23 protein-coding genes are annotated in these 25,496 nt (G+C 68.6%); 13 read left to right on the forward strand and 10 right to left on the reverse strand.

The annotated features are described in order from the left end of the window. Positions 1–43: 43 nt before the first annotated feature. Positions 44–742, forward strand: a complete 699-nt coding sequence (locus ACFC09_RS05675; RefSeq protein ID WP_376524208.1) for a TetR/AcrR family transcriptional regulator — start codon at positions 44–46, stop codon at positions 740–742. Between the two features lie 152 nt (positions 743–894). Here the strand turns inward: ACFC09_RS05675 and ACFC09_RS05680 are convergent, their stop codons facing one another. From ACFC09_RS05680 to ACFC09_RS05695, 4 genes are all read right to left on the reverse strand, one after another. Then, positions 895–2,127 carry an acyltransferase family protein gene (locus tag ACFC09_RS05680; RefSeq protein WP_376524209.1) on the reverse strand — a complete coding sequence of 411 codons (1,233 nt, stop codon included), beginning with the start codon at positions 2,125–2,127 and terminating at the stop codon, positions 895–897. Positions 2,128–2,373: 246 nt separating this feature from the next. Beyond that, positions 2,374–5,055, reverse strand: coding sequence for a glycosyltransferase family 4 protein (locus ACFC09_RS05685; protein ID WP_376524210.1), 2,682 nt, complete (start codon positions 5,053–5,055; stop codon positions 2,374–2,376). Positions 5,056–5,287: 232 nt separating this feature from the next. Beyond that, complete coding sequence (locus ACFC09_RS05690; protein WP_376524211.1) at positions 5,288–6,622, reverse strand: alpha-2,8-polysialyltransferase family protein; 1,335 nt, start codon at positions 6,620–6,622, stop codon at positions 5,288–5,290. After that, a complete protein-coding gene (locus ACFC09_RS05695; RefSeq protein WP_376524212.1) occupies positions 6,619–7,596 on the reverse strand; it encodes a glycosyltransferase family 2 protein in 978 nt (325 codons plus the stop codon). The genes ACFC09_RS05690 and ACFC09_RS05695 overlap by 4 nt, the downstream gene beginning before the upstream one ends. Positions 7,597–7,794: 198 nt before the next feature. On the opposite strand from ACFC09_RS05695, the gene ACFC09_RS05700 reads away from it, so the two are divergent. The 8 genes from ACFC09_RS05700 to ACFC09_RS05735 all read left to right on the forward strand — a co-directional run bounded on the left by ACFC09_RS05700 (position 7,795) and on the right by ACFC09_RS05735 (position 17,787). After that, complete coding sequence (locus tag ACFC09_RS05700) at positions 7,795–9,147, forward strand: DUF6716 putative glycosyltransferase (protein ID WP_376524213.1); 1,353 nt, start codon at positions 7,795–7,797, stop codon at positions 9,145–9,147. A gap of 32 nt (positions 9,148–9,179) precedes the next feature. Then, positions 9,180–10,499, forward strand: a complete 1,320-nt coding sequence (locus tag ACFC09_RS05705) for a cytidylyltransferase domain-containing protein (protein WP_376524214.1) — start codon at positions 9,180–9,182, stop codon at positions 10,497–10,499. An 11-nt stretch (positions 10,500–10,510) separates the two neighbouring features. Beyond that, on the forward strand, positions 10,511–11,449 hold the full coding sequence (locus ACFC09_RS05710; RefSeq protein WP_376524215.1) for an N-acetylneuraminate synthase family protein: 939 nt from the start codon (positions 10,511–10,513) through the stop codon (positions 11,447–11,449). 64 nt (positions 11,450–11,513) lie between these two features. Next, positions 11,514–12,683 (forward strand): hypothetical protein, encoded by a 1,170-nt coding sequence (locus tag ACFC09_RS05715; RefSeq protein ID WP_376524216.1) that lies wholly within the window; start codon positions 11,514–11,516, stop codon positions 12,681–12,683. A 234-nt stretch (positions 12,684–12,917) separates the two neighbouring features. Then, positions 12,918–14,747: an asparagine synthase (glutamine-hydrolyzing) gene (asnB, locus tag ACFC09_RS05720; RefSeq protein WP_376524217.1), complete on the forward strand. Its 1,830-nt coding sequence runs from the start codon at positions 12,918–12,920 to the stop codon at positions 14,745–14,747. A gap of 271 nt (positions 14,748–15,018) precedes the next feature. Continuing rightward, positions 15,019–15,846: a hypothetical protein gene (locus ACFC09_RS05725; RefSeq protein ID WP_376524218.1), complete on the forward strand. Its 828-nt coding sequence runs from the start codon at positions 15,019–15,021 to the stop codon at positions 15,844–15,846. 268 nt (positions 15,847–16,114) lie between these two features. Further along, positions 16,115–17,365 (forward strand): hypothetical protein, encoded by a 1,251-nt coding sequence (locus tag ACFC09_RS05730; RefSeq protein ID WP_376524219.1) that lies wholly within the window; start codon positions 16,115–16,117, stop codon positions 17,363–17,365. Positions 17,366–17,460: 95 nt separating this feature from the next. After that, complete coding sequence (locus tag ACFC09_RS05735) at positions 17,461–17,787, forward strand: hypothetical protein (protein WP_376524424.1); 327 nt, start codon at positions 17,461–17,463, stop codon at positions 17,785–17,787. Positions 17,788–19,122: 1,335 nt separating this feature from the next. On the opposite strand, the gene ACFC09_RS05740 is transcribed toward ACFC09_RS05735, so the two are convergent. Continuing rightward, complete coding sequence (locus tag ACFC09_RS05740; RefSeq protein WP_376524220.1) at positions 19,123–19,659, reverse strand: hypothetical protein; 537 nt, start codon at positions 19,657–19,659, stop codon at positions 19,123–19,125. 262 nt (positions 19,660–19,921) lie between these two features. Here ACFC09_RS05740 and ACFC09_RS05745 point away from each other — a divergent pair, with 262 nt between their 5' ends. After that, a complete protein-coding gene (locus ACFC09_RS05745) occupies positions 19,922–20,632 on the forward strand; it encodes a hypothetical protein (RefSeq protein ID WP_376524221.1) in 711 nt (236 codons plus the stop codon). A 32-nt stretch (positions 20,633–20,664) separates the two neighbouring features. Here ACFC09_RS05745 and ACFC09_RS05750 read toward each other — a convergent pair whose 3' ends face one another. The 3 genes from ACFC09_RS05750 to ACFC09_RS05760 are packed head-to-tail and all read right to left on the reverse strand — an operon-like array spanning position 20,665 to position 21,966. Beyond that, positions 20,665–20,859, reverse strand: a complete 195-nt coding sequence (locus ACFC09_RS05750; protein WP_376524222.1) for a DUF397 domain-containing protein — start codon at positions 20,857–20,859, stop codon at positions 20,665–20,667. A 49-nt stretch (positions 20,860–20,908) separates the two neighbouring features. Then, entirely contained in the window at positions 20,909–21,103 is a 195-nt protein-coding gene (locus ACFC09_RS05755) for a DUF397 domain-containing protein (protein WP_376524223.1), read from the reverse strand. Positions 21,104–21,111: 8 nt separating this feature from the next. After that, on the reverse strand, positions 21,112–21,966 hold the full coding sequence (locus ACFC09_RS05760) for a helix-turn-helix transcriptional regulator (protein WP_376524401.1): 855 nt from the start codon (positions 21,964–21,966) through the stop codon (positions 21,112–21,114). Between the two features lie 201 nt (positions 21,967–22,167). Between ACFC09_RS05760 and ACFC09_RS05765 the strand changes: the two genes are divergently transcribed. Then, positions 22,168–22,584, forward strand: a complete 417-nt coding sequence (locus ACFC09_RS05765) for an ATP-binding protein (protein WP_376524224.1) — start codon at positions 22,168–22,170, stop codon at positions 22,582–22,584. An 81-nt stretch (positions 22,585–22,665) separates the two neighbouring features. After that, positions 22,666–23,103, forward strand: a complete 438-nt coding sequence (locus ACFC09_RS05770; protein WP_376524225.1) for a hypothetical protein — start codon at positions 22,666–22,668, stop codon at positions 23,101–23,103. A 160-nt stretch (positions 23,104–23,263) separates the two neighbouring features. Here ACFC09_RS05770 and ACFC09_RS05775 read toward each other — a convergent pair whose 3' ends face one another. Beyond that, positions 23,264–23,911, reverse strand: a complete 648-nt coding sequence (locus tag ACFC09_RS05775) for a hypothetical protein (protein ID WP_376524226.1) — start codon at positions 23,909–23,911, stop codon at positions 23,264–23,266. Between the two features lie 43 nt (positions 23,912–23,954). Here ACFC09_RS05775 and ACFC09_RS05780 point away from each other — a divergent pair, with 43 nt between their 5' ends. Continuing rightward, complete coding sequence (locus ACFC09_RS05780; protein ID WP_376524227.1) at positions 23,955–24,587, forward strand: cytochrome P450; 633 nt, start codon at positions 23,955–23,957, stop codon at positions 24,585–24,587. Between the two features lie 309 nt (positions 24,588–24,896). On the opposite strand, the gene ACFC09_RS05785 is transcribed toward ACFC09_RS05780, so the two are convergent. After that, the gene (locus ACFC09_RS05785) at positions 24,897–25,193 is read right to left on the reverse strand and encodes a hypothetical protein (protein ID WP_376524228.1); all 297 of its coding nucleotides are present in this window, start codon (positions 25,191–25,193) and stop codon (positions 24,897–24,899) included. Between the last annotated feature and the right edge of the window lie 303 nt (positions 25,194–25,496).

Genomic DNA, 25,496 nt, shown 5'->3' on the forward strand with positions numbered 1-25,496 from the left:
CGCTGCTCACGAGCGTGCCCTTAACGCTGTTAAGCTGTCAAGCGTGAACGCGGAACGACGAGTCCCCCTCGACCGCGCCCGGGTCGCCGACACCGCGCTGCGGCTGCTCAACGAGGTCGGCCTGGACGGGCTGACGCTGCGCGCCATCGCGCGGGAACTGGACGTCAGGGCGCCCGCCCTGTACTGGCACTTCAAGGACAAACAGGCGCTGCTCGACGAGATGGCGACGGAGATGTACCGCCGGATGGTCGCCGCAACCGCGCTCGACCCCGGCGACACCTGGCGGGAACGCCTGCTGAGGTCCAACCGCGCGCTGCGCGCGGCACTGCTCGGCTACCGCGACGGAGCGAAGGTCTTCAGCGGCTCGCGCTTCACGGGGATCGAGCACGCGGCGCAGATGGAGGACAGCCTGCGGATCTTCGTGGCCGCGGGCTTCACCCTCGGGCAGGCCGTCCGCGCCACCACGACGACGTACTTCCACACCCTCGGCTTCGTCACCGAGGAACAGGGCGTGCGGCCCCTGCCGGGCGAGCGCAGGGAGGGGTACGACGTCGAGGAACGCGCCCGGATGCTGGCCGACTTCCCGTTGTCGGCGGCGGTGGGCGCGGAGATCTTTGACGACTACGACCGGCGCTTCGAGGAGGGGCTGGAGTTGGTGATCGCGGGCATCGAGGCGCGGTACGGCCCCGGCTGGGCACCGCCGGGAGCGACGCACGGCCGGGCTCACCGGCACATCGGCTAACCGGCACATCGGCTAACCGGCACATCGGCTAACCGGCACATCGGCTCACCGGCACATCGGCTCACCGGCCGTTCCCCGCTTGGTGCACCGTCCCCCGGTCGTCCGTCGTCCGTCGTCCGTCGTCCGTAGTCCGGGGCGCCGCCGCGCCGCCGTCAGCCGCCCGCCGCACCGTCCCCCGGCCGTCCCCCGCCCGGTACAGCGCCGCCCGGCCCGCTGCCACCGCCGTCGAGGGCGCCGCGCCTCCCTGCTCCGCCGCCCTGCTTCAGCCGTGGGCCGAGCGGTCGTTCCACGCAGCGGTGGATCAGCCAGGCCAGGCCCAGCAGCCCGAGCACCGTGACCGTGAGCGTCGGCCACGGCGGCAGGCCGAGTCCCCGGTGCAGCACCCGGATGACGAACCAGCCCAGGTGCTCGTGGACCAGGTAGAAGGGGTACGTCAGCGCGCCGGCCGCGGTCAGCCAGGGCCGGGCGGCCCACCGCGGCCGGCCCAGCGCCACGGCCGCCACGGCGGCGAAGGCCAGCGTCACCAGCAGCAGGATCACGTACGGGTTGCGGTGGAAGTCGCCGGTGGCGCCCGGCCGCCACAGCCCGGTCGTGACGGACTCCTGGCCGAGCAGCCAGGAGACGCCCACGAGGCCCCACAGGGTCGGGCTGTGCCCGAAGCGGTGGATCAGATAGAGCGCGAGGCCGCCGACGAAGAACGGCGCGTGCTCGGGCATGACCAACTGCGCGGTCAGTGGACTGCCGGCGTTCTTGCAGATCACCGCGGCCAGCGTCCACACACAGCAGAACAGCACGACCCGGCGGTAGGTGACGCCCCGCAGCACCACGCACACCGCGAACAGGGCGTAGAACCGGACCTCGACCCAGAGTGTCCAGCACACCCCCAGCACCCGGGGCACGCCCAACGGCTGCTGGAACATCGTCAGGTTGACCAGGATCTGGTCGAGGCGCAGCGGGTGCAGGACGACGGGTAGGGCGAACGCGGCGGCGGTGACCAGGAGCACGGCCACCCAGTAGGCGGGGTAGAGGCGGGCGACGCGGGAGCGGAGGAAGTCGCCGGGGCCGCGGCCCCAACTGCTCATGCAGATCACGAAGCCGCTGATGACGAAGAAGAACTGCACGCCGATGCAGCCGTAGACGGCCGCCTGGGACAGGTCGGGGAAGACCCGGGCCGGTGTCCGGCCCCAGGAGCGGGAGATGTCACCGCCGCGGCCGGCGAAGTGGTAGAGGCAGACCATCAGCGCGGCCAGCAGCCGCAGCCCGTCCAGGGCGAGCAGCCGACCACCGCGGCGGCCGGGACCGGCGGAGCCGGGAGGCGGGGTGGGGAGCGCGGCGGGCGGGGGAGGAGAGGGTACGGAGGCACGGGTGGGGGATGTCGCTGGCATGGTCCCGCACGCTTACCCGGATCCGCGGGTTCATTGCGGTGTTCTGTTCGGATATCCCCGGGATGCCGGAGTCGCTCACCCCGCACCCGGGGGAACCCCCCGCACCCGGGGGACACCCCAGGCACCCGGGGGAAACCCCGGCACCTGGGGGGGCACCCCCTGCACCCGGGGGAACCGCCCGCTCGACCGGCAGGTCCCGTGCCGGGACCGGCGGCGCGTCGGCCGCCGGCCCGTGACGCGTTCGGCTCAGTCGGACTTCAGCAGCCGCGCGGAGCGGTTGGAGAGGTCGATCCGGATCGACTCCTTGCGGGCGAGCTGCCGTATGGCCTTCCCGCGGCCGCCGAGCGCGCTCGCCACGCGGGAGATCTCCGACCAGACCCTGGCCCGGTCGCCGCCCGCGATGGCCGCCGCGGACAGCAGCCGGTGCGCCTCGTCGACCTCGCCGCGCCCGGCCCGTATCTCGGCCATGCCGATGAGCACGTCCACCGGCTGGCGGCGGCGCAGGATCTCCGTGCCCACGCGCAGCGCGTCGTCGTGCTTGCCCGAGGTGAGGTGCCGGGTGAAGTCCTCGGCGAGGTACTTGCCGTGCCGGGAGAGCACCGCGGCGAACGGTCCCTCGCCGTAGACCGTCTCGCCGTCCGGCTCCGGCCCGTCGCCGACGGCACCGGCGGCGCCGCCCCGCACCACGTCCTCGGGGCCGGCGAGGCCGAGTGCCGTGGTCATCCGGGCGGTGAAGGCCGAGATGTCGAACAGCTCCTCGACGTCCTGGTACTCCTGCTCCGACACCTCCTCGTCGAGCACCTTGCGCAGCGCGTCCAGCGCGGCCTCGGGCGTGTACTCGGCGAAGGAGTGGTAGCCGGGCACGCCTTCCAGCACCTCGCGGGAGCCCACCCGGTGGTAGGTGACGGAGCGCAGCCGCTGCTGCACCGCCTCGACCACCGACAGCGGCATCGGGTCGTCCACGCTGGAGAGGAAGAAGACGTCCGAGGCGGCGAGTTCCTCGCGCACCCGGTCGCGGGAGAGTGCTCCCATCCACTCGACGCGGTCCGACAGCAGGGTGGAGGGGCCGATCCGCCAGGTCTTGTGGCCGATCCAGGCGAAGCGCCACGGCAGGCCCTGCGCGTACGCGAGTTCCGCGACCCGCGAGAACAGGTCGAGACCCTTGCGGTCCTGCATCGAGCCGACCATCACGATCCGCGGGCGCTCACCGGGGGTCCGCCGGGCGCGGGCGCGGTGGGTGTCGAGCGGCACCGTGTTGTAGACGACGACCGGGTCGCTCACGCCGAGCTGCCGGAACATGTCGGCCTGGGAGGTGGAGACGCACAGCACCTTGATCTTGGGCAGCACCTTGAGCATCTCGGCGTGCCGCAGCGCGTGCTGTTCGCCCTCGAAGTTCATGACGTACTCGGTCTCGTGGGCGTACAGCACCACGGTGCGGCCCAGGGCGTGCAGCGCCTCCGTCAGCTCGTTGGCCAGCGGCGAGCGCCAGAACGGGGCGAGGCTGTTGATCAGGACGACCTCGGCGCCCTCCAGGTCGGCCAGGACGTCCTCGGTCCGTGAGTAGACCCCGAGGTCGAAGTAGCGGATGTCGACCGGGCTCTGGGCGAGCAGCGCCTGGGTGTAGGTGAGCACGGGGATCGCCACGCCGGTGACGTAGGAGAAGCCCAGGCCGAGGATGGCCAGCGAGCGCGGCCGGTTCAGCCGGCCCTCGACGGCGCGCAGGGCGCGTTCGGCGCGCGACAGGTGGGCCTGCGGGCCCTCGTCCGGTGCGGACCACCGCGGCGCGGGCCGCTCCACGGGGACCTCGGCCTCCTCGATGCGGCGCAGGACGCGGGAGGGCACGTCCTCGTGGAAGGTGAGGAAGTGCTCGACCGGCTCGCCGTGCACGTTGGCGGTGAACTTGCCCGAGCGCTGGAGGTCGGCGGCGACGTCGACGAGTTCGCCGACCGTGCCGACGTTGCGCAGCAGCGGGTGGTTGATCGTCGGGAAGACGATGTTCAGCGGGGGCGGGCTGAACAGGATCAGCGGCGTGCCCGCCCGCAGGGTCTGGAGGTAGGTGGTGGAGAAGAAGGTGATCGCGAGGTCGTAGCCGTCGAGGGCCTCCGCCTCCAGCAGCGCGCTCTCGTCGAGCACGGTGACGTCCGGCAGGTTCTGGAGCCACTCCAGGTGGCCGCGGAGCGTGGAGGGGTGCGGCTTGATCTCCACCTCGCCGAAGGCGGTGAGCGCCTCGCACAGCTCGGTGAGCTGCTGCCGGTGGTCGCCCCGGGAGAGCTTTTTCTGGTCGCTGAGCGGCTGGTCGAGGACGACCATGCGCAGCGGCTCACCGGGGCGTTTGGCGTGCCGGTGGGTGGTCGAGCGGGCCGCCCTGAGCAGTTGGGGGTCGTCGCTGTGCCCGAGCGCTCCGGTGATGTGGACGGGCGCGTCGGCGTCCGCCTGGCGGAACAGCAGGTGGTGCGCCGTCGCCGGTCCCCACACGCAGACGGCGGCCGGCGAGGACGAACCGTAGTACCAGTTCTGGTCGCGCAGGCCCGCGTCCGTCTTCTTGAAGTGGAAGTCGAGATGACCGTCCTGGACGAGGATCAGCGGCAGGGTGCGGCCCAGTTCCCCGGCCACCCGGCGGCCCCGCTGCGACTGGTCGTTGAAGAACACCAGCCGGTCGATGCGCTCCAGGTCGGTGAAGGCGTGGATGCGGTGGCCCACCTCCTCCAGGAACTCGGCGCCGCTGAGCGCCTCGTCGACCTGGAACAGGTTGTGCACCTTGAGATCGTCGAAGCGGGCTGCCGCCTCCTGCTCGATCCAGCCCGCGACGTCCCCGTCCCGGTCGGCTGTGACCAGGTGGAACGAGTGGGCCTGGGCCTCCGGGGCGTTCATGATCTGTGCGGCGAGGCCGACGCCGTTACGGTTCTCGACGAACACAGCGATGCGCATGGACGTTATCAATCCTTCAATCGGGCCCGCCCCGTGTGTGGCCGTGGGCCGACCGAACCTTCATGTGTCTTAAGGAAATACGACCATCTCCCGCTCCATGTCTAACCAATGCGGAACCCCAGGTGAACTCTGGGCAATGAGTCGTTATGTAAACGGGTAGAGAGAAGCCCTTGGGGTAGCACGGTGATCCAGTCCGTGCTACCCCAAGGGCTTTGGGCGGTTATGCCCGGTCTTAACGTTTGACGGCCTTCTTCAGCGCCCGCGCCCGTCGGGCCACCCGGCGCACGGTGGCGTTGCGCGGGATGAACGACAGCTGGGCCGGGATCCCGCCGGGCAGACCGAGCGAGGTCAGCCGCTTGCGCTTGAAGTAGCGCAGCGTGTGTGGGCTGAGGTGCTTGGCCAGATAGCGCTCGGCCTCCGGGCGCAGCCGCGGGTAGATCTTCGGCTGCATGGTGAAGCCCACCGCCCGGATCAGCTCGCCAAGGGTCGCCGCGTCCGTACCGGGCCGCTGCTCGGTGACCGCGGAACGGTCCGCCAGGTCGGGCAGCAGCGCGTCGACGACGGTGACCGGGATGCGGTTGCTGTTCTCGAACGGGGACAGCCGGTCCAGCAGGATGTCGGTGCCCACCCGGGCGGTCGGCAGCCCGTACAGCGCGGACGCGGTCAGCAGCGCCGTGGAGAAGCAGCCGACGACCAGGGCCGGGCGCATCCGCTGGTACAGCACCTCCGCGAGGACCGGCGTGTCGACGACGGTGAGGTCGGCGCCGAGCCGTTCGGCCTCCTGCTCCAGGGTGCGGGTGAAGCGGGCCGGGGCGGACGGGTGCGGCTTGAACACGATCCGCTGGTGGCCGAGGCCGACGGCCCCCTTCAGCATCCGCACATGGAGGTCCTCCTCCTGCTCGGCGCTGAGGATGCCCAGCGCCGACAGGTACTGGCCGAGCAGCAGGGCGGGCTCGTCGATGTCCGGCAGGCCGTCACCGCTGCCGGACAGCTCGGCCAGCACCTTGGTGAACACGGCGGTCGGGACGATCTCCGGGGCCACGCCGAACTCGGTGAGCAGCAGCGGCGCGAGGCCGGGCACCAGGTCGAGGTGGAGCAGCCGGTCCACCCGGGTGCCGACCAGCGGGTCGATCTTGTTGCGGGTGGGACCGTAGCTCATCAGGCCGTCGGCGTAGACGGTGACGGCGGCGCCGGTGAAGATCTGCGCGATGCCGAGCGACGGGTTGACCTGGATCGACTCGACGGCCAGCTCGACCTCGTCGTCGCCGAGGTCCCAGGCCAGCCGCAGATAGCGCTCCCACAGCGGGACGTCCTCCGGCCGCGGGAGCCAGCCGCCCGGGTGGAAGGGGAAGATCGTCTCGTTGTACGAGATCACGTCGTCGAAGCGCTCCCGCAGCCGCTCGAAGCCCGGCATCTCGTCCGGGCCCGGCGTCGTCTCGGGTGTCGTCGCGTTGTTGCAGACCAGCAGGATGCGCCGGTCGGCGGGGCGGAACGCACCGGAGTCCAGGGCGGCGGCCAGCGTCGCCATGCCGTACAGCGTCGACGCCTGGAAGATCTGCGTGGTCACGCGGCGACCCCCGACGGGGCGGGGCGGCGGCGCAGCCGGCGCAGCTTCGTGGCGCGCTGGAGGTCCATGGAGTCCAGGGCGTCGTCCAGGACGGCCTGCGGCATGCGCCGCAGCGCCGCGGCACTCAGTGATTTCAGCTTCTTCGCCACCGGCGGCTCGAACCTTTCGATGGATCCCAGATGATGGGAAATGATGGCGCAGTAGGTCCGGACGGCCTTCGGCAGCAGTTCGTCCGCCTGGGGGTCCTGGGCGGTCTCTTCGATTACCTGATCGAATGCTCGAATGAAATCGAGCTGCCGGACGTCACCGATCTGGGTGAGCGAGGAGGCGACCCCGCGCCGGTAGAAGGTACCGAGCAGGTTCACCGCGGCGAACGAATCCGCCTCCCGGTGCAGTTTCCAGATCCACGGCCGGTCCTCGGCCGTGCGCAGCCCGTCGGTGAAGTGCAGCAGTCCGCGGTCCACCAGCCGGCGGTGGTAGATCCCCGCCCAGGCGTAGGCGTAGTCGACCGAGGTGGTGCGGTCGGCGGGCAGGATCGCCTCCCGCGGCTTCATCACCCTGTTGCGGCGGCCGTGCGGCACCCGGTGCACCACCCGCGCCCGCGCCGTGCACTGCACGTGGTCGGTGCGCAGGAAGTCGCAGCCCAGCTCGTCCATGGCGGTGACCAGCCGCGGGTAGTAGCCCGGGGCGAGCCAGTCGTCGCCGTCCAGGAAGGTCAGGTATTCGCCGCGTGCCCGGTCGATACCGGTGTTGCGCGCGGTCGCCAGTCCCCCGTTCTTCTCGTGCCGGGCGAGTACAGCGCCTGGCAGCTCGTGCTCCGCGCGCGCGAGGAGCTCCGGTGTCCCGTCGGTCGAGCGGTCGTCGACGAGGATGAACTCGAAGTCTTCACGAGCGTTCGCACGCAGGCTTCTGAGGGTGTCCGGCACGTATTGCTGGACGTTGTAGAACGGCACGATGACGGAGAGCTTGACCACGCCGTCGACGTTAGGGGGAGCCCCAGCATTCGTCTTGACGGCCGCCTTGATATCAGGTGAACGACATGTGGCGAAGCCGTGAACCACGGTTTTTCGCCGTGGGATCCCGGGCTGATTCGCCATTCGGCGACGTGCTGTTAACCGTTTGTTGTATTTGGGTTGGGCGGAAGCTAGGAATGGCTTCCTAGCTTCTTCGGTGTGCCAGTAAGTGCAACGAACTCCCTGCGGGTCGCCGTCCTCGCGGATTCCGACACCCGGTGGAAGTGGGGCGCGCTCACCGCGACCCGCATCGCCGGCGGCCCCGCCGAACCCGACGGATCGGGCATCCACCTCGACGGCTACCTCCTGCGCGGGCGTGCCACCCCCACCGCCCGCCAGCTCAGAGAGGTCGGCGTGCACGCCGACTCGCTGCGCGAGGTGACCGCCGTCGAGTTCCTGCGCGCCATGGACCAGGAGTCGTACGACGTCCTCGTCCTCGCCCTCGTCGGCGGCGGTGTCCAGGCCATGCTGCACGGTCTGAAGCGGGTGTGGGAGGACCGCACCGACCGGCCCGTCGTCGTCACCGGCTACGTCGGCGTCGTCTACGAGAAGCTGGCGGACGGTCTGCTGCTGCGGCACGGCGCGGACCTCGTCCTCGCCAACTCCCGCCAGGACGCGGACCGTTTCCGCGCCGTGTACGAAGGCGTGGGCGCCGACGCCTCCTCCGTGACCGAGGTCGCGCTGCCCTTCCTCGGCGGCGACCCCTACGCCGGTGACCCCGCGCCCGCCGACGAGCCGGGCGGCCGGCCCTACACCGTTGTGTTCGCCGCCCAGCCCTCGGTCCCGGACAGCCGCAAGGACCGTACGTACCTGCTCGACCGGCTGATCCGGCACGCGCAGGCGTTCCCCGACCGCGAGGTGCTGCTGAAGCTGCGCTCCCGGCCCGGCGAGCACACCACGCACATCGAGGAGCTGCCCTACCAGAAGCTGGCGCAGGGCAAGGAGCTGCCCGCCAACTTCCGGCTGGTGTACGGGCACATGGGCGAGGTACTCGACCGCACCGACCTGCTGGTCACGGTCAGCTCGACGGCCGCCCTCGAAGCGCTGCACCGCCGGATCCCCACGGTCGTCCTGACCGACCTCGGGGTCCGCGAGGTGCTGGGCAACCACCACTTCGTCGGATCCGGCTGCCTCGCCTCCTGGGACCAGCTGGACGCCGGGCACCGCCCCGAGCCCGAGCCCGCGTGGCTGGCCCGGCAGGGCGTCGCCGCCGACGGTTCGTACGGCACGGCCTTCGACTTCGCCCGGCAGCGCATCACCCGGCTGCTCGACCGGCCCGGCGGCCTGCCGCGCCTCGACCCCTACTACACGACCGAGACCGCGCCCGGCTATCTGCCGGGGATCCTCGCCCGCCACCACCTCGGCCCGGACGGCTCCCCGCTGCCCGGCGCACCCGCCGCCGACAAGACACCGGGACCCGTCCGCCAGATCGTCCGCAGGGCGGCACGCGGCGCGTACCGGCACGGCGTCCAGCGGGTGGCACCCGTGATCCGACGAATGGGAGAGCTGTGAGCGACCGGATCCCGCGTCAAGGAGGAGAGCCCATGTCCAACTCCGAAGCGGGCCGAGGTGCTTCCGTGCGCCGGGTGCTCGCCGTGATCCCCGCGCGCGGCGGCTCCAAGGGCGTGCCCGCGAAGAACCTCGCGCCCGTCGCCGGCGTGCCCCTGGTGGGCCGCGCGGTGCGCGAGTGCCTGGCCGCCCGGCTGGTCACCGACGTCGTCGTCTCCACCGACGACGAGGCCATCGCCGAGGCCGCGCGACAGGCCGGCGCCGAGGTCGTGCTGCGGCCCGCCGCCATCGCCGGTGACACGGCGACCTCCGAGGCCGCCGTGCTGCACGCCCTGGACGCCCACGAGACGCTGCACGGCGCGAGCGTGGACGTCGTCCTGCTCGTGCAGTGCACCAGCCCCTTCCTGACCCGCGAGGACCTGGACGGGGTCGCGGGTGCCGTCGTCGAGAACGGCGCCGACACCGCGCTGACCGTGGCCGCCTTCCACGGCTTCGTCTGGCGGGACGCGGGCGACGACCCGGTCGCCGTGGAGTCCGCCCGCGAGCAGGCCGCAGGCGGCACCACCCGCGTCACCCACTCCACCGCCACCGAGGGCGGCTACGGCGTCAACCACGACAAGTCGTTCCGGCCGCGCCGCCAGGACCGCCCGCAGGACCTGCTGGAGACCGGCGCCGCCTACGCCATGGACGCGGCCGGGTTCCGCAAGCACAACCACCGCTTCTTCGGCCACACCGAGCTGGTGCGCACCGACCCGGCCCGGGTCCTGGAGGTCGACGACCCGCACGACCTCGCCCGCGCCCGCGCGCTGGCGCCGCTGTTCGACGCGGACGCCGCCCGCGCGGCGGAGCCGGCCGGTGCCGTGCTCCCCGCGGCCGACGACATCGACGCGGTCGTCCTCGACTTCGACGGCACCCAGACCGACGACCGGGTGCTGATCGACGCCGACGGACGGGAGTTCGTCACCGTGCACCGCGGCGACGGACTCGGCATCGCGGCGCTGCGCAAGAGCGGCCTGAAGATGCTGATCCTGTCCTCGGAGCAGAACCCGGTCGTCGCCGCCCGGGCCCGCAAGCTCCGGATCCCGGTGCTGCACGGCATCGACCGCAAGGACCTCGCCCTCAAGCAGTGGTGCGAGGAAGAGGGCATCGCGCCGGAGCGCGTGCTCTACGTCGGCAACGACGTCAACGATCTCCCCTGCTTCGCCCTCGTGGGCTGGCCCGTGGCGGTCGCGAGCGCCCACGAGGTCGTACGCGACGCCGCCCGCGCGGTCACCACCGTCCCCGGCGGCGACGGTGCCATCCGAGAGATCGCCAGCTGGATCCTCGGCCCCTCTCTCGATTCCCTCACCAAGTAAGGACACCCCTGATGACCACCAACTCCCGCATCCGTACCTTCGGTTCGCGTGAGGCCGGCCCCGGCCGTCCCGTGTACGTCACCGGCGAGATCGGCATCAACCACAACGGCGACCTGGACAACGCCTTCAAGCTGATCGACGTGGCCGCCGAGGCCGGCTGCGACGCCGTGAAGTTCCAGAAGCGCACCCCGGAGATCTGCACGCCGCGCGACCAGTGGGACATCGAGCGCGACACGCCCTGGGGCCGGATGACCTACATCGACTACCGCCACCGCGTGGAGTTCGGTGAGGACGACTACCGCAAGATCGACGAGCACTGCAAGGAGAAGGGGATCGACTGGTTCGCGTCCCCGTGGGACACCGAGGCCGTCGCCTTCCTGGAGAAGTTCGACGTCCCGGCCCACAAGGTCGCCTCCGCCTCCCTCACGGACGACGAGCTGCTGCGCGCCCTGCGCGCCACCGGCCGCACGGTCATCCTCTCCACCGGCATGTCGACCCCGAAGCAGATCCGCCACGCGGTCGAGGTCCTGGGCTCGGACAACATCCTGCTCTGCCACGCCACCTCCACCTACCCGGCCAAGGCCGAGGAGCTGAACCTGCGCGTGATCAACACGTTGCAGCAGGAGTACCCGAACGTCCCGATCGGCTACTCCGGCCACGAGACCGGCCTGCAGACCACGCTCGCCGCCGTCGCCCTCGGCGCCACCTTCGTCGAGCGCCACATCACCCTCGACCGCGCCATGTGGGGCTCCGACCAGGCCGCCTCCGTCGAGCCCCAGGGCCTCACGCGCCTGGTCCGCGACATCCGGATCATCGAGTCCTCGCTCGGCGACGGCGTCAAGAAGGTCTACGACTCGGAGCTCGGCCCCATGAAGAAGCTGCGCCGGGTCGCCGGTGCCGTCGCCGAGGCGGAGATCGCCGCGGCGGCGGGCGAGCCGGTCCAGGTCTGACACCGATTGCACCCGAGTCCGCCTTGGACGCCTGCCGAACGCCTCACGGGACGGTCGTACGCCGATGAACCGCCGCGCCGGTAACGCCGGCCCCAGCCTGAGCACGCTCGCCTTCGTGGAGAGCCCGGTACAGCTGCTGAACGTACTGGAGTGGGCGCACACCCACGTCCTGAGCGGAGCGGCCGGGGCGCAGGCGTCCGGCCCCGGGGCGGCACGGTCCGTGCCGCCCCAGGTTCGGCGGACCGTCGCGGACGGCGAACCGTCCGCCGGCCCCGACCTCACGGTCGTCGTGCTGTCCCCGACCGACCCGATGACCCGCGGTCAGCTCAGGCGCATGGCCGACCTGGCCCGGGACGAGGGGTACGAGGTGCGCTGGGAGGAGGCGCGGGGCGGTACGACCGCGCCCTTCCACACCATCGGCGGCCTGGCCGGCGCGCTGCGCCGGGCGGACCGGATCGTCATGGGGGACCCGTTCTCCCGCTACGTACAACTGCTGCTGACCATCACCCGGGCCCGGGACCTGGTGGTGGTCGACGACGGCACCGCGACGATGGAGTTCGTCGCCCAACTCGCGCGCGGTGAACGGCTGGTGCGCTGGCACCGCAAGGGCGGCCGGCCGGGCCCGCGCGACCTGCTGTTCGCCCCGGTCTCCTCCTCGGCCCGGCGCCGGCTGACGCCGAGCGCCGGCCGCCGGGTGGAGGTGTTCTCCTCCATGCCGGTCGAGGAGGCCCCCGACGGCGTCACGGTCACCGCCAACGACTTCGGCTGGACCCGCGCCCGGTTCGGCCCGCCGCGCATCACCAAGGGCGCCGACATGGTCGGTACGTCGCTGGTGGAGACCGGCGTCGTGGACGGCGACCGGTACGTGGAGGCCGTACGCGGCCTGGCCAAGGCGCACGGCGCCGACCGCTACTTCGCGCACCGCCGCGAGAGCACCGAGAAGCTGCGCCGCCTGGCGACCGAGACCGGCCTGGAGATCGTCCGCCCCGACCTCCCCCTGGAGCTGATCGCCCGCCGCGGCCCGATCGGCCGGACCATCCTCAGCTTCCCGTCGACGGTCGTCCACACGCTCCCGCTGGCGCTGGCCGGGACGGGGGTGCGCATCGCGGTGTGCGACATCGACCCGGCCTGGCTGACGGAACACGCGTCACCGCGGGCCCAGGGCTTCCTGTCCGGGGTGACGGGGACGGCGAAGGACGTGCACCGGCTGGCGTCGGTGGCGGCCCCGGCCTGACGGTGGGCCCGTCGGCCTCCGCCCGCCGGGGCGGTCACGGGGTGTCGCGGTAATTCGGCGGTGGGGGAATTCCCATCCCCACAGGCCAGGTCCGCGGCACCGCCGAAACCTCTTATTAACACAAGTTTACTTGTGTGAAATGCCACATTGTCCGGGTTTCCCGGAGCGTGAATCTGTCACATGCATAGGGCACCAGTATCCCGAGGCAACTTTCCTGACGGGAATGAGGTGCTTATGTGTGGAATCACCGGCTGGGTCTCTTACCAGCGTGACCTGACGGGGCACAAGCAAGACCTCGACGCGATGACCGGGACCATGTCGTGCCGCGGACCGGACGCCGAGGGCGTCTGGCTCTCGCCCCACGCGGCCCTGGGACACCGGCGACTCGCGGTCATCGATCTGCCGGGCGGCGCCCAGCCCATGACCGTCGAGACCCCCGACGGCGCGGTGAGCATGGTCTACTCCGGCGAGGCGTACAACTTCACCGAACTCCGCGCGGAACTGCGCCGCGCCGGACAGCGGTTCGACACCGACTCCGACACCGAGGTGGTGCTGCGCGGCTACCTGGTCTGGGGCGAAAAGCTCGTCGAGCATCTCAACGGCATGTACGCGTTCGCCATCTGGGACGCCCGTACCGAGCGGCTGGTCATGATCCGCGACCGCATGGGCATCAAGCCGTTCTACTACTACGAGACCGACGACGGCGTGATCTTCGGCTCGGAGCCGAAGGCGATCCTCGCCAACCCCCTCGTCGACCCCGTCGTCGGGCTCGACGGCCTGCGGGAGCTGTTCACCGGGGCCAAGACTCCCGGCGCCGCGGTGTGGGAGGGCATGCGGGAGGTGCGTCCCGGCGAGATCGTCCTCCTCGACCGCGGCGGACTGCGCCGCCGCACCTACTGGCAGCTGCGCTCCGAACCGCACACCGACACCCGGCAGGAGACCGTCGCGCACATCCGCGAGCTGCTGGACGACATCGTCCGGCGCCAGCTCGTCGCCGACGTGCCCCGCTGCACCCTGCTCTCCGGGGGCCTGGACTCCTCCGCGCTCACCTCGCTCGCCCAGATCCACCTCGCCCCGCAGGGCGAGACCGTCCGCAGCTTCGCGGTGGACTTCCCCGACCAGGACAAGTACTTCCAGGCCATCGACGTCGCGCCGACCCAGGACACCCCGTACGTCCACGCCGTGGCCGAATACGTCGGCTGCGACCACCAGGACATCGTCCTGGACGGAGCCGCGCTCTCCGCCCCCGAGGTCCGCCGGGCCGCCGTCGGTGCGCGCGACCTGCCGATCGGCATCGGCGACCGCGACAACTCCCTCTACCTGCTCTTCGCCGCGGTCCGCAAGCACTCCACGGTGGCCCTGTCCGGCGAGTCGGCGGACGAGGTGTTCGGCGGCTACCCGTGGTTCCACGACGAGCGCCGGTACACCGAGACCTTCCCCTGGCTGGCAGGCCGGCAGTCGATCATCGAGTCCAGCGGCATGGTCGGCGACGACCTCAAACCCGTGCTGGGCCTGCGGGAGCACACCTTGGAGAGCTACCGCTCGGCGGTCGCGGAAACCCCCGTGCTCGACGGCGAGACGGGCCTGGACCAGCGGATGCGGGTGGTCAGTTATCTCCACCTGACCCGCATGGTGCAGACCCTCCTGGACCGCAAGGACCGGATGAGCATGGCCGTGGGCCTGGAGGTCCGCGTTCCGTTCTGCGACCACCGCCTCGTGCAGTACGTCTTCAACACCCCCTGGTCCCTGAAGACCTTCGACGGCCGCGAGAAGAGTCTGCTGCGCGCCGCCACCCGGGACGTCCTGCCGGAATCGGTGGCCAACCGCAAGAAGAGCGGCTACCCGGGCACGTTCGACCCGAACTACGTCGCGGCCATCCAGTCCCAGGCGGCCGACCTGCTGCGCACCGGCCACGTGGCGGTGCACCTGGTCAGCCACGACGACCTGACCGCGGCCACCAGCGGGCCCGCCGCGGACCTCACCCAGCAGCAGCGGATGCTGCTGGAGCGCGTCCTCGACCTCGGCGCGTGGTTCGACCTCCACCACCCCACGGTCAAGGTCTGACGCGTCCGACCTGTCTGACGACCCGACGGGGGCGGGCGCCTCGGCCCGCCCCCGCCACCCCACCAGCCTTCGCCCTGGCGGCCGGCTGCGGGCGGTGAAGTGCCGTCGGACGACGTCCGCCCCTGCCAAGGCACGCCCGGCGGTTGTCGGCATGTTCGCGGGCGCAGGCGTGAACCAGGGGCGGATCGGTTCCGTTATGGACAGGAGAAAGTTTGCAGCGACCGGGGGTCCCGGTCACAGACGATCGGCAGGTCACACGATGCGCCCACTCATGGATGACGAGCAGAAGCTAGACCTCATCCGAAGATTTTTGAAGTCAAACGACAGCATTAGAGGGTTCGCCGAAAAGGTTAGAAACAATAGTGATGACGACAAGGAGAAGCGTCTAACAATTCCCACTTTCAGTCGTTGGGTCAAAGACGCAAGTGAAGAAGTCCAGGGGGTGGTGAAGCTACGGGGGTTGAACGCTGAGGAGCAGAGGGATCTTCGGGAGCGCCGAGAAAGTATCCAACCCCAGCACCACAATTTGAGCAGCCACGCACAGAAGATAGACCTCATCCGGAGATTTTTGGGGTCGGGCGAGAAAATTTCAATGAGTCAGTTCGTTGCAGATCTTAACGAGAATGGTAAAGGTGCGAATGAGAGGAATCTATCCCTGGATAGTTTCAGTCGTTGGATCGAAGAAGCAAGTGGCAAATTCGAGGGGGTGGTGGAGCTATCAGGGTTGAGCGATGAGGAGCGGAGAAAGCTTCTGGCGCGCAGCCAGGAGAATGATTGGCACGATAGATTCGACGGCCTCGGTTCGAGCACCATGGCGTCCATCGCCGCGGCCCGGCCCGTGCCCACCCGTCTCAGCTCCTCCGGCTCGTACGGCACGGCACCTCGCACTCCGGGGGCCGTTCCCTCCCCTCTCCCCGATTTCGACTCCCTCGCCTCTGTCGCGGAGGGCCGAAGACTTCCTCCTGTCTTCTCGTTCGAGCAGGCCGCGCACTCCGGCGCTTACGGCACCGGCACAACTCCTCCTCCGGCGTCGTTCAATGCCCAGGGTCACCCCGGGTATGGCGGCGGTGGGCAGGGTCCGGCGAGAGGCGGACGCTGAAAGGGGCGCGGCCCAGGCGCCTGTCGGGTCAGGCGGTCAGTCCTTCGGTCGTCTGCAACTTGACGGTGTAGGCGAGTGTCAGTCCCTGTGGTGCGGTGCATTCGACTACGGCGCTCGGGCCGAGGGGGACGATCTGTGGTGGGTTCCAGCCGGCGGGTACGAGTGAAGTGCCGTCGGACGGCGTCCGCCCCCGTCAAGGCACGCTCGGCGGGTTTTCGGCAGGTACACGGGCGCGGGCGGCTTGAACCGTCGGCGGATCAGTTCCGTTATGGACAGGAGAAAGCCGCGGCGGCCGGAGACCGCGCGGCGCAGTGAAACGCAGATCAACGGCAACGGAGGCGACGAGTTGGCGGGAGACGAGCAGGAGAAGGGCAAGAAGCCCAAACGTCATCGTGGTTCGCCCTTGGGCCGGGATAAAGAGACAGAGTTCTTGCGAGCCTATTTGGAGACGCCGCAGGGCACGAAGCCGAAAAATTTTGCTCACTCCTGGAAGGCGGAGGACGGAACCAAGGTAAGTGAGGATGCGGCCTATAAGTTGGCTTTCTCTGCAAGCCAAGTGAATGGTCGCAGTAATTTGGACCCTGGCGAGCGGGAAGAACTAGGCAAGCGTTTGGCGCATATCCGTCGGCCCGAGTTCAGCGACGCGCAGAAGATAAAGATCGTCCGGGAATTTTTGAATACGGAACCTCCTCTGTCATTCGAAAAGTTCGTGAAGAAACGCGAGGGGGAGCGTGCGGGGGAGAAAGGGGAGAGCGTATCCTACGTGACTCTCGCTCGTTGGGCCAAAGAAGCGCGTGAGGGAAATTTGAAAGGCTTGACAGACCTAGAGCGGGCCACGCTTGAGCAGCGTGCGAACGATAACAGGAGGGGGGAGGAATCGGCCCCCGAGCAGGCGAAGGACGAGACGCGCAGGTCCAAGCGTCGTGCGCCCCTCATGGGTCAAGAGAAAGAGACGGAGTTCCTGCGAGGCTATTTGAGGCAGCCACGGGGCACGCGGTTGGGTGAATATGTCAGAAATGGATCCCATGGAATAGATGTAAATGAGCGAAGAGCCTATGGGTTGGCTAGATCCGCACAGTTTCCGGGTGGTCGTAGCGCTTTGGCGGATGAGGAGCGGAAAGAACTGGCTGAGCGTCTGAAGGAGAACCTGCAATCGAGGGATTACATGCGGCGCCCTGTCACTATGACCGACGCGCCGCACGTTCGATCCGGCCCCCTTGGTTCGCCCACCATGGCGTCTGCCGCCGCGGCCCGGCCTGCGCCCACCCCTCTCATCCCCTCCGGCTCGTACGACCCGACATTTCCCCCTCCGGAAGCGGCTCCCACCTCTCTCCCCGATTTCGACTCCCTCGCCTCTGTCGCGGACGGCGGAAGACTTCCTCCGGTCTTCTCGTTCGAGCAGGCCGCGTACTCCGGCGCTTATGGCACCGGCACAACTCCTCCTCCGGCGTCGTTCAATGCCCAGGGTCACCCCGGGTATGGCGGCGGCGGGCAGGGTCCGGCGAGAGGCGGACGCTGAAAGGAGCGCGGCCCAGGCGCCTGTCGTGTCAGGCGGTCAGCCCTTCGGTCGTCTGCAACTTGACGGTGTAGGCGAGCGTCAGTCCCTGCGGTGCCGTGCACTCCACCACGGCGTTCGGGCCGAGCGGGACGGTCTGCGGTGGGTTCCAGGGCGATTCCGTCCGCAGCTTCGCGGTGGACTTCCCCGACCAGGACAAGCACTTCCAGGCCATCGATGTCGCGCCGACCCAGGACACCCCGTACGTGCACGCCCTCGCCGAATACGTCGGCTGCGCGGCGGTGCACCTGGTCAGCGGCGAGGGCCTGGCCGCGGCCACCGGCGGGCCCGCCGCGGACCTGACCCAGCAGCAGCGGATGCTGCTGGAACGCGTCCTCGGCCTCGGTGCCTGGTTCGACCTCCACCACCCCACCGCCAAGATCTGACCCGTCGGGGGCGGGCGTGAAGTGCCGTCGGACGACGTCCGCCCCCGCCAAGGCACGTCCGGTGGGTTTCGGCATCTCCGCGGACGCAGGCGGCAGCGTGAACCATCGGCGGATCGGTTCCGTTGCAGGTGGGAGAAAGCCCGCCGCGGCCGGGGGTTTCCCGGCTGCAGACGACCGGAGGTCACACGATGCCCGACCAGCGCTCCCGGACTGGGCGATCCCTCGAAGCGAAAGTTGCCATCCTCCGAGAATTTATGGCGGCGGACGATACCGTGACGTTGAGGGGTTTCGTTGACGGGAGGGACTTTTCCGCACCGAGCTTGAGCAGATGGGCCGATGACGAAAATGGTGCGCGAGGCGAACTGGAACCATGGGAGCAGTCCGAGCTTGATCGGCGTAGGAGCAATAAAAGCGGGGGAAAGAAGAGTGTCGGTGTTGATTTGCCTCGTCGGCCCCATTTGGGCGACGCGCAGAAGATAAAGATCATCCGGGAATTTTTGAATACGAGACTTCCTATGTCGTTCAGAGATTTCGTGAAGGAATTTGAGAGGAAGGAGGGGGAGAGTATATCCCACACGAGTCTCTCTCGGTGGGTCAAAGAAGCGTGTCGGGGAAATTTGCAAGGCTTGACAGAACGAGAGCGGACCCAGCTTGAGCAGCGTGCGAGCATTAACAGGAGGGGGGTGGAATCGGCCCCCGGGCAGGCGAAGCATCGTGCGCCCCGCATGGGGCTAGAGAAGGAGACGGAGTTCCTGCGAGGCTTTTTGAGTCAGCGGCGGGGCGCGCGGTTGGGTGAATATGTCAGAAATGGATCCCATGGGATAAATGAGCGAAGCGCCTATAAGTTGGCTAAATCCGCAAAGACTCCGGGTGGTCGCAGCGCTTTGACGGACGACGAGCGGAAAGAACTGGCTGAGCGTCTGGAGGAGAACCTACGATCGAGAGATTTCATGCGGCGCCCTGTCACGATGACCGACGCGCCGCACGTTCCATCCGGCGGCCTCGGTTCGAGCGCCTTGGCGTCCGCCGCGGCGGCCCAGCCCACGCCCACCCCTCTCAGCTCCTCCGACTCGTACGGCGCGACACCCCTCCCTCTGGAGGCCGCTCCCACTCCTCTCCCCGGTATCGAGTCCTTCGACCGTATCGCCGGCCTGTACAGCACAGCACTTCCTTCTATCGCCTCGTTCGACCAGGCTCCGTACTCCGGCCCTTACGGCACCGGCAGAGCACCTTCTCCCACGCCGTATACAGCCCCGGGCCATCCCGGGTACGGCGGCGGGCAGGGTCCGGCGAGAGGCGGACGCTGAAAGGGGCCGGCGCGGTGACCATGCCGGGTCAAGCGGTCAGCCCTTCGGTCGTCTGCAACTTGACGGTGTAGGCGAGCGTCAGTCCCTGCGGTGCCGTGCACTCCACCACGGCGTTCGGGCCGAGCGAGACGATCTGCGGTGGGTTCCAGCCGGCCGGTACCGTGCCCCCGGCGGTGCCGAAGGAGTCGAGGACCCGGGACGCGGGCGCCCACCGGGTGACGGTGTCGCCGACCGTGCTCAGGCCCTGCTCGACGACCCAGGTCGCGGCCTGGCCGGTCGCATCGGTGGCCATGACCTCCGCCCGGTACCGGCTCGCCCCCGCCACCAGGGGCACCGCGGCGAGCATCACGGGACTCGCCGCCGCGGTGCCGGTCTCCTGCGTCTCTCGTTCACGCGCCTTGATCTGCCCGGTCGTGGTGTCGAAGGCGAACACCCAGTCCCGTCCGCCCTTCCACTGCGTCTGGCCGGTCTCCGTCGTCGACACGATGCCGCCGAGGAACGAGACCAAGTGTGCGTCCTGGGGGAGGGCCCAGGGCTTGTCGGGGTTCGAGGAGTTGCCCACCATCCGGACGGGAGCGGGCCCGCGTCTGCCGGAGAACGCGATGTCCGCGGTGGTGGTGCGCCGCCGACCAGGCGGACTTCGGCCAGCCCCTGAAAATTCGTGTCGCAGCGCCGGGATACCCCTGTTACCAAGCGCGGACAGAACCCGGCGAACAACTCCCATCGGGGGTGCCATCTCACGGGGTGTAAACGAACAGCCGATGCGGTCGGTCGCCCTGCGGAAGCAGGCGCAGGTGCCGCACCCAGACACCCGTGGGGGAACTTCGATGAACACCACTCGCCGTACTCGCCGTACCGTCCGTTCCGCCACCCTGCTGGCCGTCGCCGCCGCCGCGGCCTTCTCGCTGACCGCCTGCCAGGGCAGCGGCACGGGGGCCGCCGCCGGTTCGGTGAAGAACGACTCCGGCTCCGTCTCCGGCACTGCCTCCGGCTCCGTCTCCACCGGTGACGGTGGTGCGTCCAACGACGCCAAGACCATTGAGAACAAGGACCAGACCGGCGTGAAGACCGAGACGTCCACCGAGCACACCGCCGCACCGGACGCAGCGGGCGGCACGAAGTCCTCCCCGGTCCGCACCGTGTCGCTGGTGGACGGCAGCAAGGCCGAGGTCTACCAGGACGGCGACCAGGACTACCTCGCCAAGATCGTCAACCAGGGTTCGGTCCTGGCCACGCTGGAGACGAACGGGCACGACGCCGGGCTCGACGCCAATGACATGTTCGTCGTGCTCACGATGGGCGGCGACGTCAAGTCCTGGATGGGCGGCGGAGACCAGGGGCCGGGCACCTTCATGCTTGAAGGCGGCTGGCAGGCCGAGGTCACCAAGGTCGGCGACCTCAAGTACCGCGCGGAGATCCTCGGCAACGAGGGCGACGTGGAAGCCACGCTGGAGACGAACGGGCACGACGTCGGCCTCGACGCCAACGGCTCCTACATCGTGCTCAGCGCCGGCGGTGTGATCAGCTCCCACATGTGATGCCGACCCGGCAGCACGGTGCAGCCGCCCGTTCAGGAGCGATACGGCTCCTTCAGCGCCTCGACGAAGGCGGCGAAGGCGGGGGTGGGGAAGGTGAGGGTGGCTCGGGTGGGGGTTTTGGAGTCGCGGACGGCTATGTGGGTGTCCAGGTCGGCGATCTCCACGCAGGAGTCTCCGTCGCCAAAGCTTGAGTAGGACGACTTCTGCCAGTTGTCAGGGGCGGTCATCACATTTCCTTCGACGTGTGGTTGATCAAGTCTCGTGACTTGGCGGGGCTCAGCGGTTGGGGTGTTCCTTGAGGGCTTCGACGAAGGTGGCGAAGGCTTCGGCGGGGAATGAGAGGGAGCCGACGGTGGGGTCCTTGGAGTCCCGGATGGCTATGTGGGCGGGGCTGGTGGCGATCTCTACGCACGCATTGCCGTCGCCGCTGCCGCTGTAGGAAGACTTCCGCCAGTTATCGAAAGTGATCACCGAACGCCTCACAGTTCTTTGGCCAGCTCGTGGAGGAGATCACGCGACCGTTCAGGATCGAGTGATGCCGCCTCCACTCTACGAAAGAGCGTTCGGAAGACCGCCAGCTGTGCCTCGGAGTCGATGAACAGCGATCCATGCGGACCGTCGCGCACTACGGTGTCCAGCTTGGGTACGGCGCCGCCGACGTAGACCATGGCAGCCGTGATGTCGGCGAAGCTGTCCAGGTCGAACGGGATAACGCGTACGGTGACGTGCTCCGCCTCCGACACCTCCAGGATGTGGGCGAGCTGGGCCCTGGAGACGGCGCGCCCTCCCACTCTGATTCGCAATGCCGCCTCGTGCACCAGTACGTCGTACGGCACCCGCCTTGGTCCCTCGATGATGATGCGCCGCTCAAGGCGGTGACGGACACGCAAACTCAGCTCGTCCTCGGTGAGTTCGGGCACCCGGCGGGAGAAGAGAGCCTGAGCGTAATCCTCCGTCTGGAGAAGGCCCGGAACGTGCAGGAAGTCCACGTCCCAGCGATAGGTGGCGTGGTACTCCAGCTCTGCCAGGTCCAGGAAGGATGTGGGCAACGAACCCCGGTACTTCTCCCACCAACCGACTGTCCTGTCAGCGGCCATGGTGGCCAGAGCGTCGACGAAACCCGCGTCCGTGCACGCGTAATGCGAGGCGAGACGACGGAGTCGTTTCTCGCTGACACCTGCGAGTGCGGACTCGATGTGGGTGATCTGTGCGGGGCTCACGCCAAGCAGCCCCGCCGCTTGGCGGGCGCTCAGACCCGCCGATTCGCGAAGTCTGCGAAGTTCTGTCGCGAGACGTGACTGACGGCCCGTTGATTGGCGCCTCAAAGCTCTCAACTGCTCCTTGTCCAACGCGCGCAAGAGCGCGACTCGTTCGGTGTCAGTTTACGCGACCAGCTTGCTCAATCTCTAGATTTAGATCTACCGTCGGTGACGTACCGCACACGCTGCGGAAGTGCACCGCCCCGTCCTGTCGCGACGGCTGCGGCAATGCCACCACGCGCGAAATCCCCTTCACCGCAATGGAGTTGACGCCGCATGCCCGAGAACGTGCACGAGACCTGGGACTACACCCTCTACGTTCCCAACGACCTCAGAGCCGTCACGGTCTGCCGTCGTACCCTCCGTCTGCTCCTGACCATCCACGGTCTGATCGGCCTCGTGGACACCGCGGAACTGCTGGCGGCGGAGTTGGTGTCCAATGCCGTGCGGCATACGAAGGGGCCGGCCGCGCTCAGGGTGCGGCGTTCTCCGGAGGGCGTGGTGTGGATCGGGGCGTGGGACACCGACCCGGAGCCGCCGGACCCGCCCCAGCCGTTGGGGTTGGCCCTGGATGTGGAGGAGGGGCGGGGGTTGGGGTTGGTGATGGCTTGCGCGGACTGCTGGGGCTGGCGGCCCTCGGCCCGGTTCGGGGACCGGGGCAAATACGTATGGTGCGAACTCGCCGCGGCCTGAGCGGGCGGCGGCCAAGTGCCGCCCGTCGGACGATGCGCGCCCCCGCCACGGGCGCGCCCGGCGGCTCAGGGCGTGAGCGGCGTGAGCACGGCCAGGGAGTTGGGCGCGACCTGGGTGGCATCGGACGACGCCCTCACCGCGGAGGTCGACATCCTCGTATCGGCCGCGCTCGGCGGACTGCTGACGGCCCGTACGGTTCCGTCGCTGCGCTGCGCTGCGCTGCGCAGCGCAGCGGTCGCGGGCCCGGCCAACAACCAGCTCGACCGACCCGAAACCGCCGCCCTCCTCGCCGCCCGGGGCATCCTCTGGGCGCCGGACGTGGTCGTCAGCGCGGGCGGAGTCATCCACGCCCTCGGTGTCGAACTGCACCAGGAGTCCGAGGCACGGATGACCGAACGCATCGACGCCATTGCGGCCACGCTCCGTCAGATCGTCCGTACGGCCCGGACCGCCGGGACCACCCCCGCGACCGCGGCACGACAGCTCGCCGAACAGTGGACGAATCAGGGCAACGGATGAGCGGGCCCGTCGGGTTCAAAGTCCGGACCCTGCTGCAACCAGCCATCGCGCTGACAGCGTAATCGCAGGCTGTTGTGAATCCGGGATGAACTCCAGCCGCCGCGGCAGCCCTTTCGGGCATTGTCGGGTACGCACTGTTGGGACGGGCCGGCGGCGCGACTCAGCGCCTCCCTCGTGGTTGTCGTCGGTCGCCGCGGTTGTTCCCCAGAACTGTACGGCCTTGGCCGCCTTGGTCGCCGTGGCGGTCGCGGCGGTCGCGGCTGCCAAGGTCCGGTGAGTAAAATGCGGCGGCCTGAGCCGTATTCAGGTCCGGCGTGCTGTAGTTCCCCGTCCGGAGCGCGACTCTCTGCGTCAGTCCGCGGCTTTCAATGTGATTGATGAGATTATTCTCGTAGGTGTTGAGCCTTTGGCTCGCAGTCTGCTGAGATTGTTGCATCGCATCTATCAGGGACTGTCGCATGTCCGCTGTTTGGGCATATACAACCTGGGCTTGGTCTTGGGTGTATCCTCGCGTGTTAATTGTTTGCTGCACACGTGCATCAAAGTCGTTCACTTCTTCAATCCGCTCGGCAAGGTCCGCGTTAGCGTCTTGGATTTGGCTCCACGGATTCGCCCCGTCGAAAGATCGTCGCTCCTCCGAGGGCATGGCGGCTCGGACGGCCTCAACACCTAGCTCAGCAACCAGTTCAGAGGCAGTCTGCGGAGGTGGCGAAGCAGTGTAGATCTCGAAGTCCGCCCCGCCCTGATCCGGATAGCTCATTGAAGTCCCTTCGACGTTCGGAAATCTCTGATTCAACGTGCTGACCACCCGAGCGGTTCAATCTGTGCTTGAGGCAGCACCCCTGGGGTGGATGCGATCACGCCATCGGGGCGCACCTGGTGCCGCGTCACCGGACCGCCGGGACCACCCCCGCGACTGCGGGACGACAGCTCGCCAGGCAGCGGACAAGTCGGGGCAACGGACAAGTCGGGGCAACGACGTCACGCCGAGCCTGGACACGACGATCCTCGCGATCACCAACGTGGTCGCGCTGTTCGCCGAGAACCTCGACCAGTGGGATCTGCTGCGCGCGGACCGGTCGTTGATCCCGCACGCGATCAACGAGTCGTTGCGGGTGGAGTGTCCGGTGCCCCAGTTCAGCCGGGTGCTCACCGAGGACCACGAGATCGACGGGGTTCCGTCGGCGGTCGGCTCACGGGTCGCGCTGCTCTACGGCTCCGCCAACCGCGACGAACGCCAGTACCCGGACCCGGCGCGCTTCGACATCACCCGGCGCCCCTCCGACCACCTCGCCTTCGGGCGTGGCGAGCATGTCTGCCCCGGGATACACCTGGCTCGCCTGGAGATCGGCGTGCTGCTGGAGCGGCTGGCCGACCATGTGGCCCGCTTCGAGATCCAGGAGTCCCGGCCACTGCTCAACAAAGGGCTGCGCGGCCTTGAGTATCTGGAGGCCGCGATTCAGCCGGTGACCGGTACCGGCTGAAACGCGGCCTGCCTGCGGCCGGGGCGGGCGAACCCGCCCCACCACCCTTCCGCACGACGCCAGGAAGTGGCATTGAACCATCAGCGGGAATGAAACGTAGTGGTGGTATGGACGACGATGTGATCCCTATTGACCGGGATACAGCATGGGTAACCGCTGATGGGCGTACTAAGGAGCAGGTCAGGACTAGAGCACGGCGCGCGGCTGTCCTTGAGGGGCGAACTTGGGAGGAGGCCAGGCGTGCAGCACCGCGCCGACCTGAGGCTGTGGGGCGTGATAGACGTGCAGCGGTAGATACACAGAACACGGCTACCGCAGAGCCAGGATCGTCAGCGTTTGCGTCTTACGCCGCGGGGTCGGAGCACCTGGTAGACGATCCTCTCGCGTTCGCAACGGCGACGGGGTTTCCATCAGAGGCCACTGCCGAGCAATCAACGCATTGGTCCCAGCAGCAATACCAGCAGCAATCAACGGATTGGTCCCAGCAGCCATACCAGCAGCAATCAACGGGTTGGTCCCAGCAGCAATACCAGCAGCAATCAACGGATTGGTCCCAGCAGCAATACCAGCAGCAATCACAAGCGCGACAGATATCACAGATGTCACGGGCATATGGGGCGAATGACCCGGTGTATGATGTATCACCACTGACGACGCCCACCTCGTCGGTCAGGGCAGTCCCGCCCGCGGCGGACGAGCAGTGGCAAATGGAATCGACTAGAGGTTATGACACGCCTGCCGCGTCGGCAAATGCAAATGCAGGCAGGTACTTGAACGCGAATCCGCACCCTGTGCAAGGCCCTTCGAAGGGAGCCAAGGGCGCAGCGTCGTCGTCTGGAAACTTCACGGCCGTGAAGGATCTCTTCAAGAAGAAGCCAAAAAGGAAGTAGGGCTAGCAGGTCCTTTGAG

The sequence above is a fragment of the Streptomyces sp. NPDC056161 genome (genome assembly GCF_042268025.1).
GTDB lineage: Bacteria > Actinomycetota > Actinomycetes > Streptomycetales > Streptomycetaceae > Streptomyces.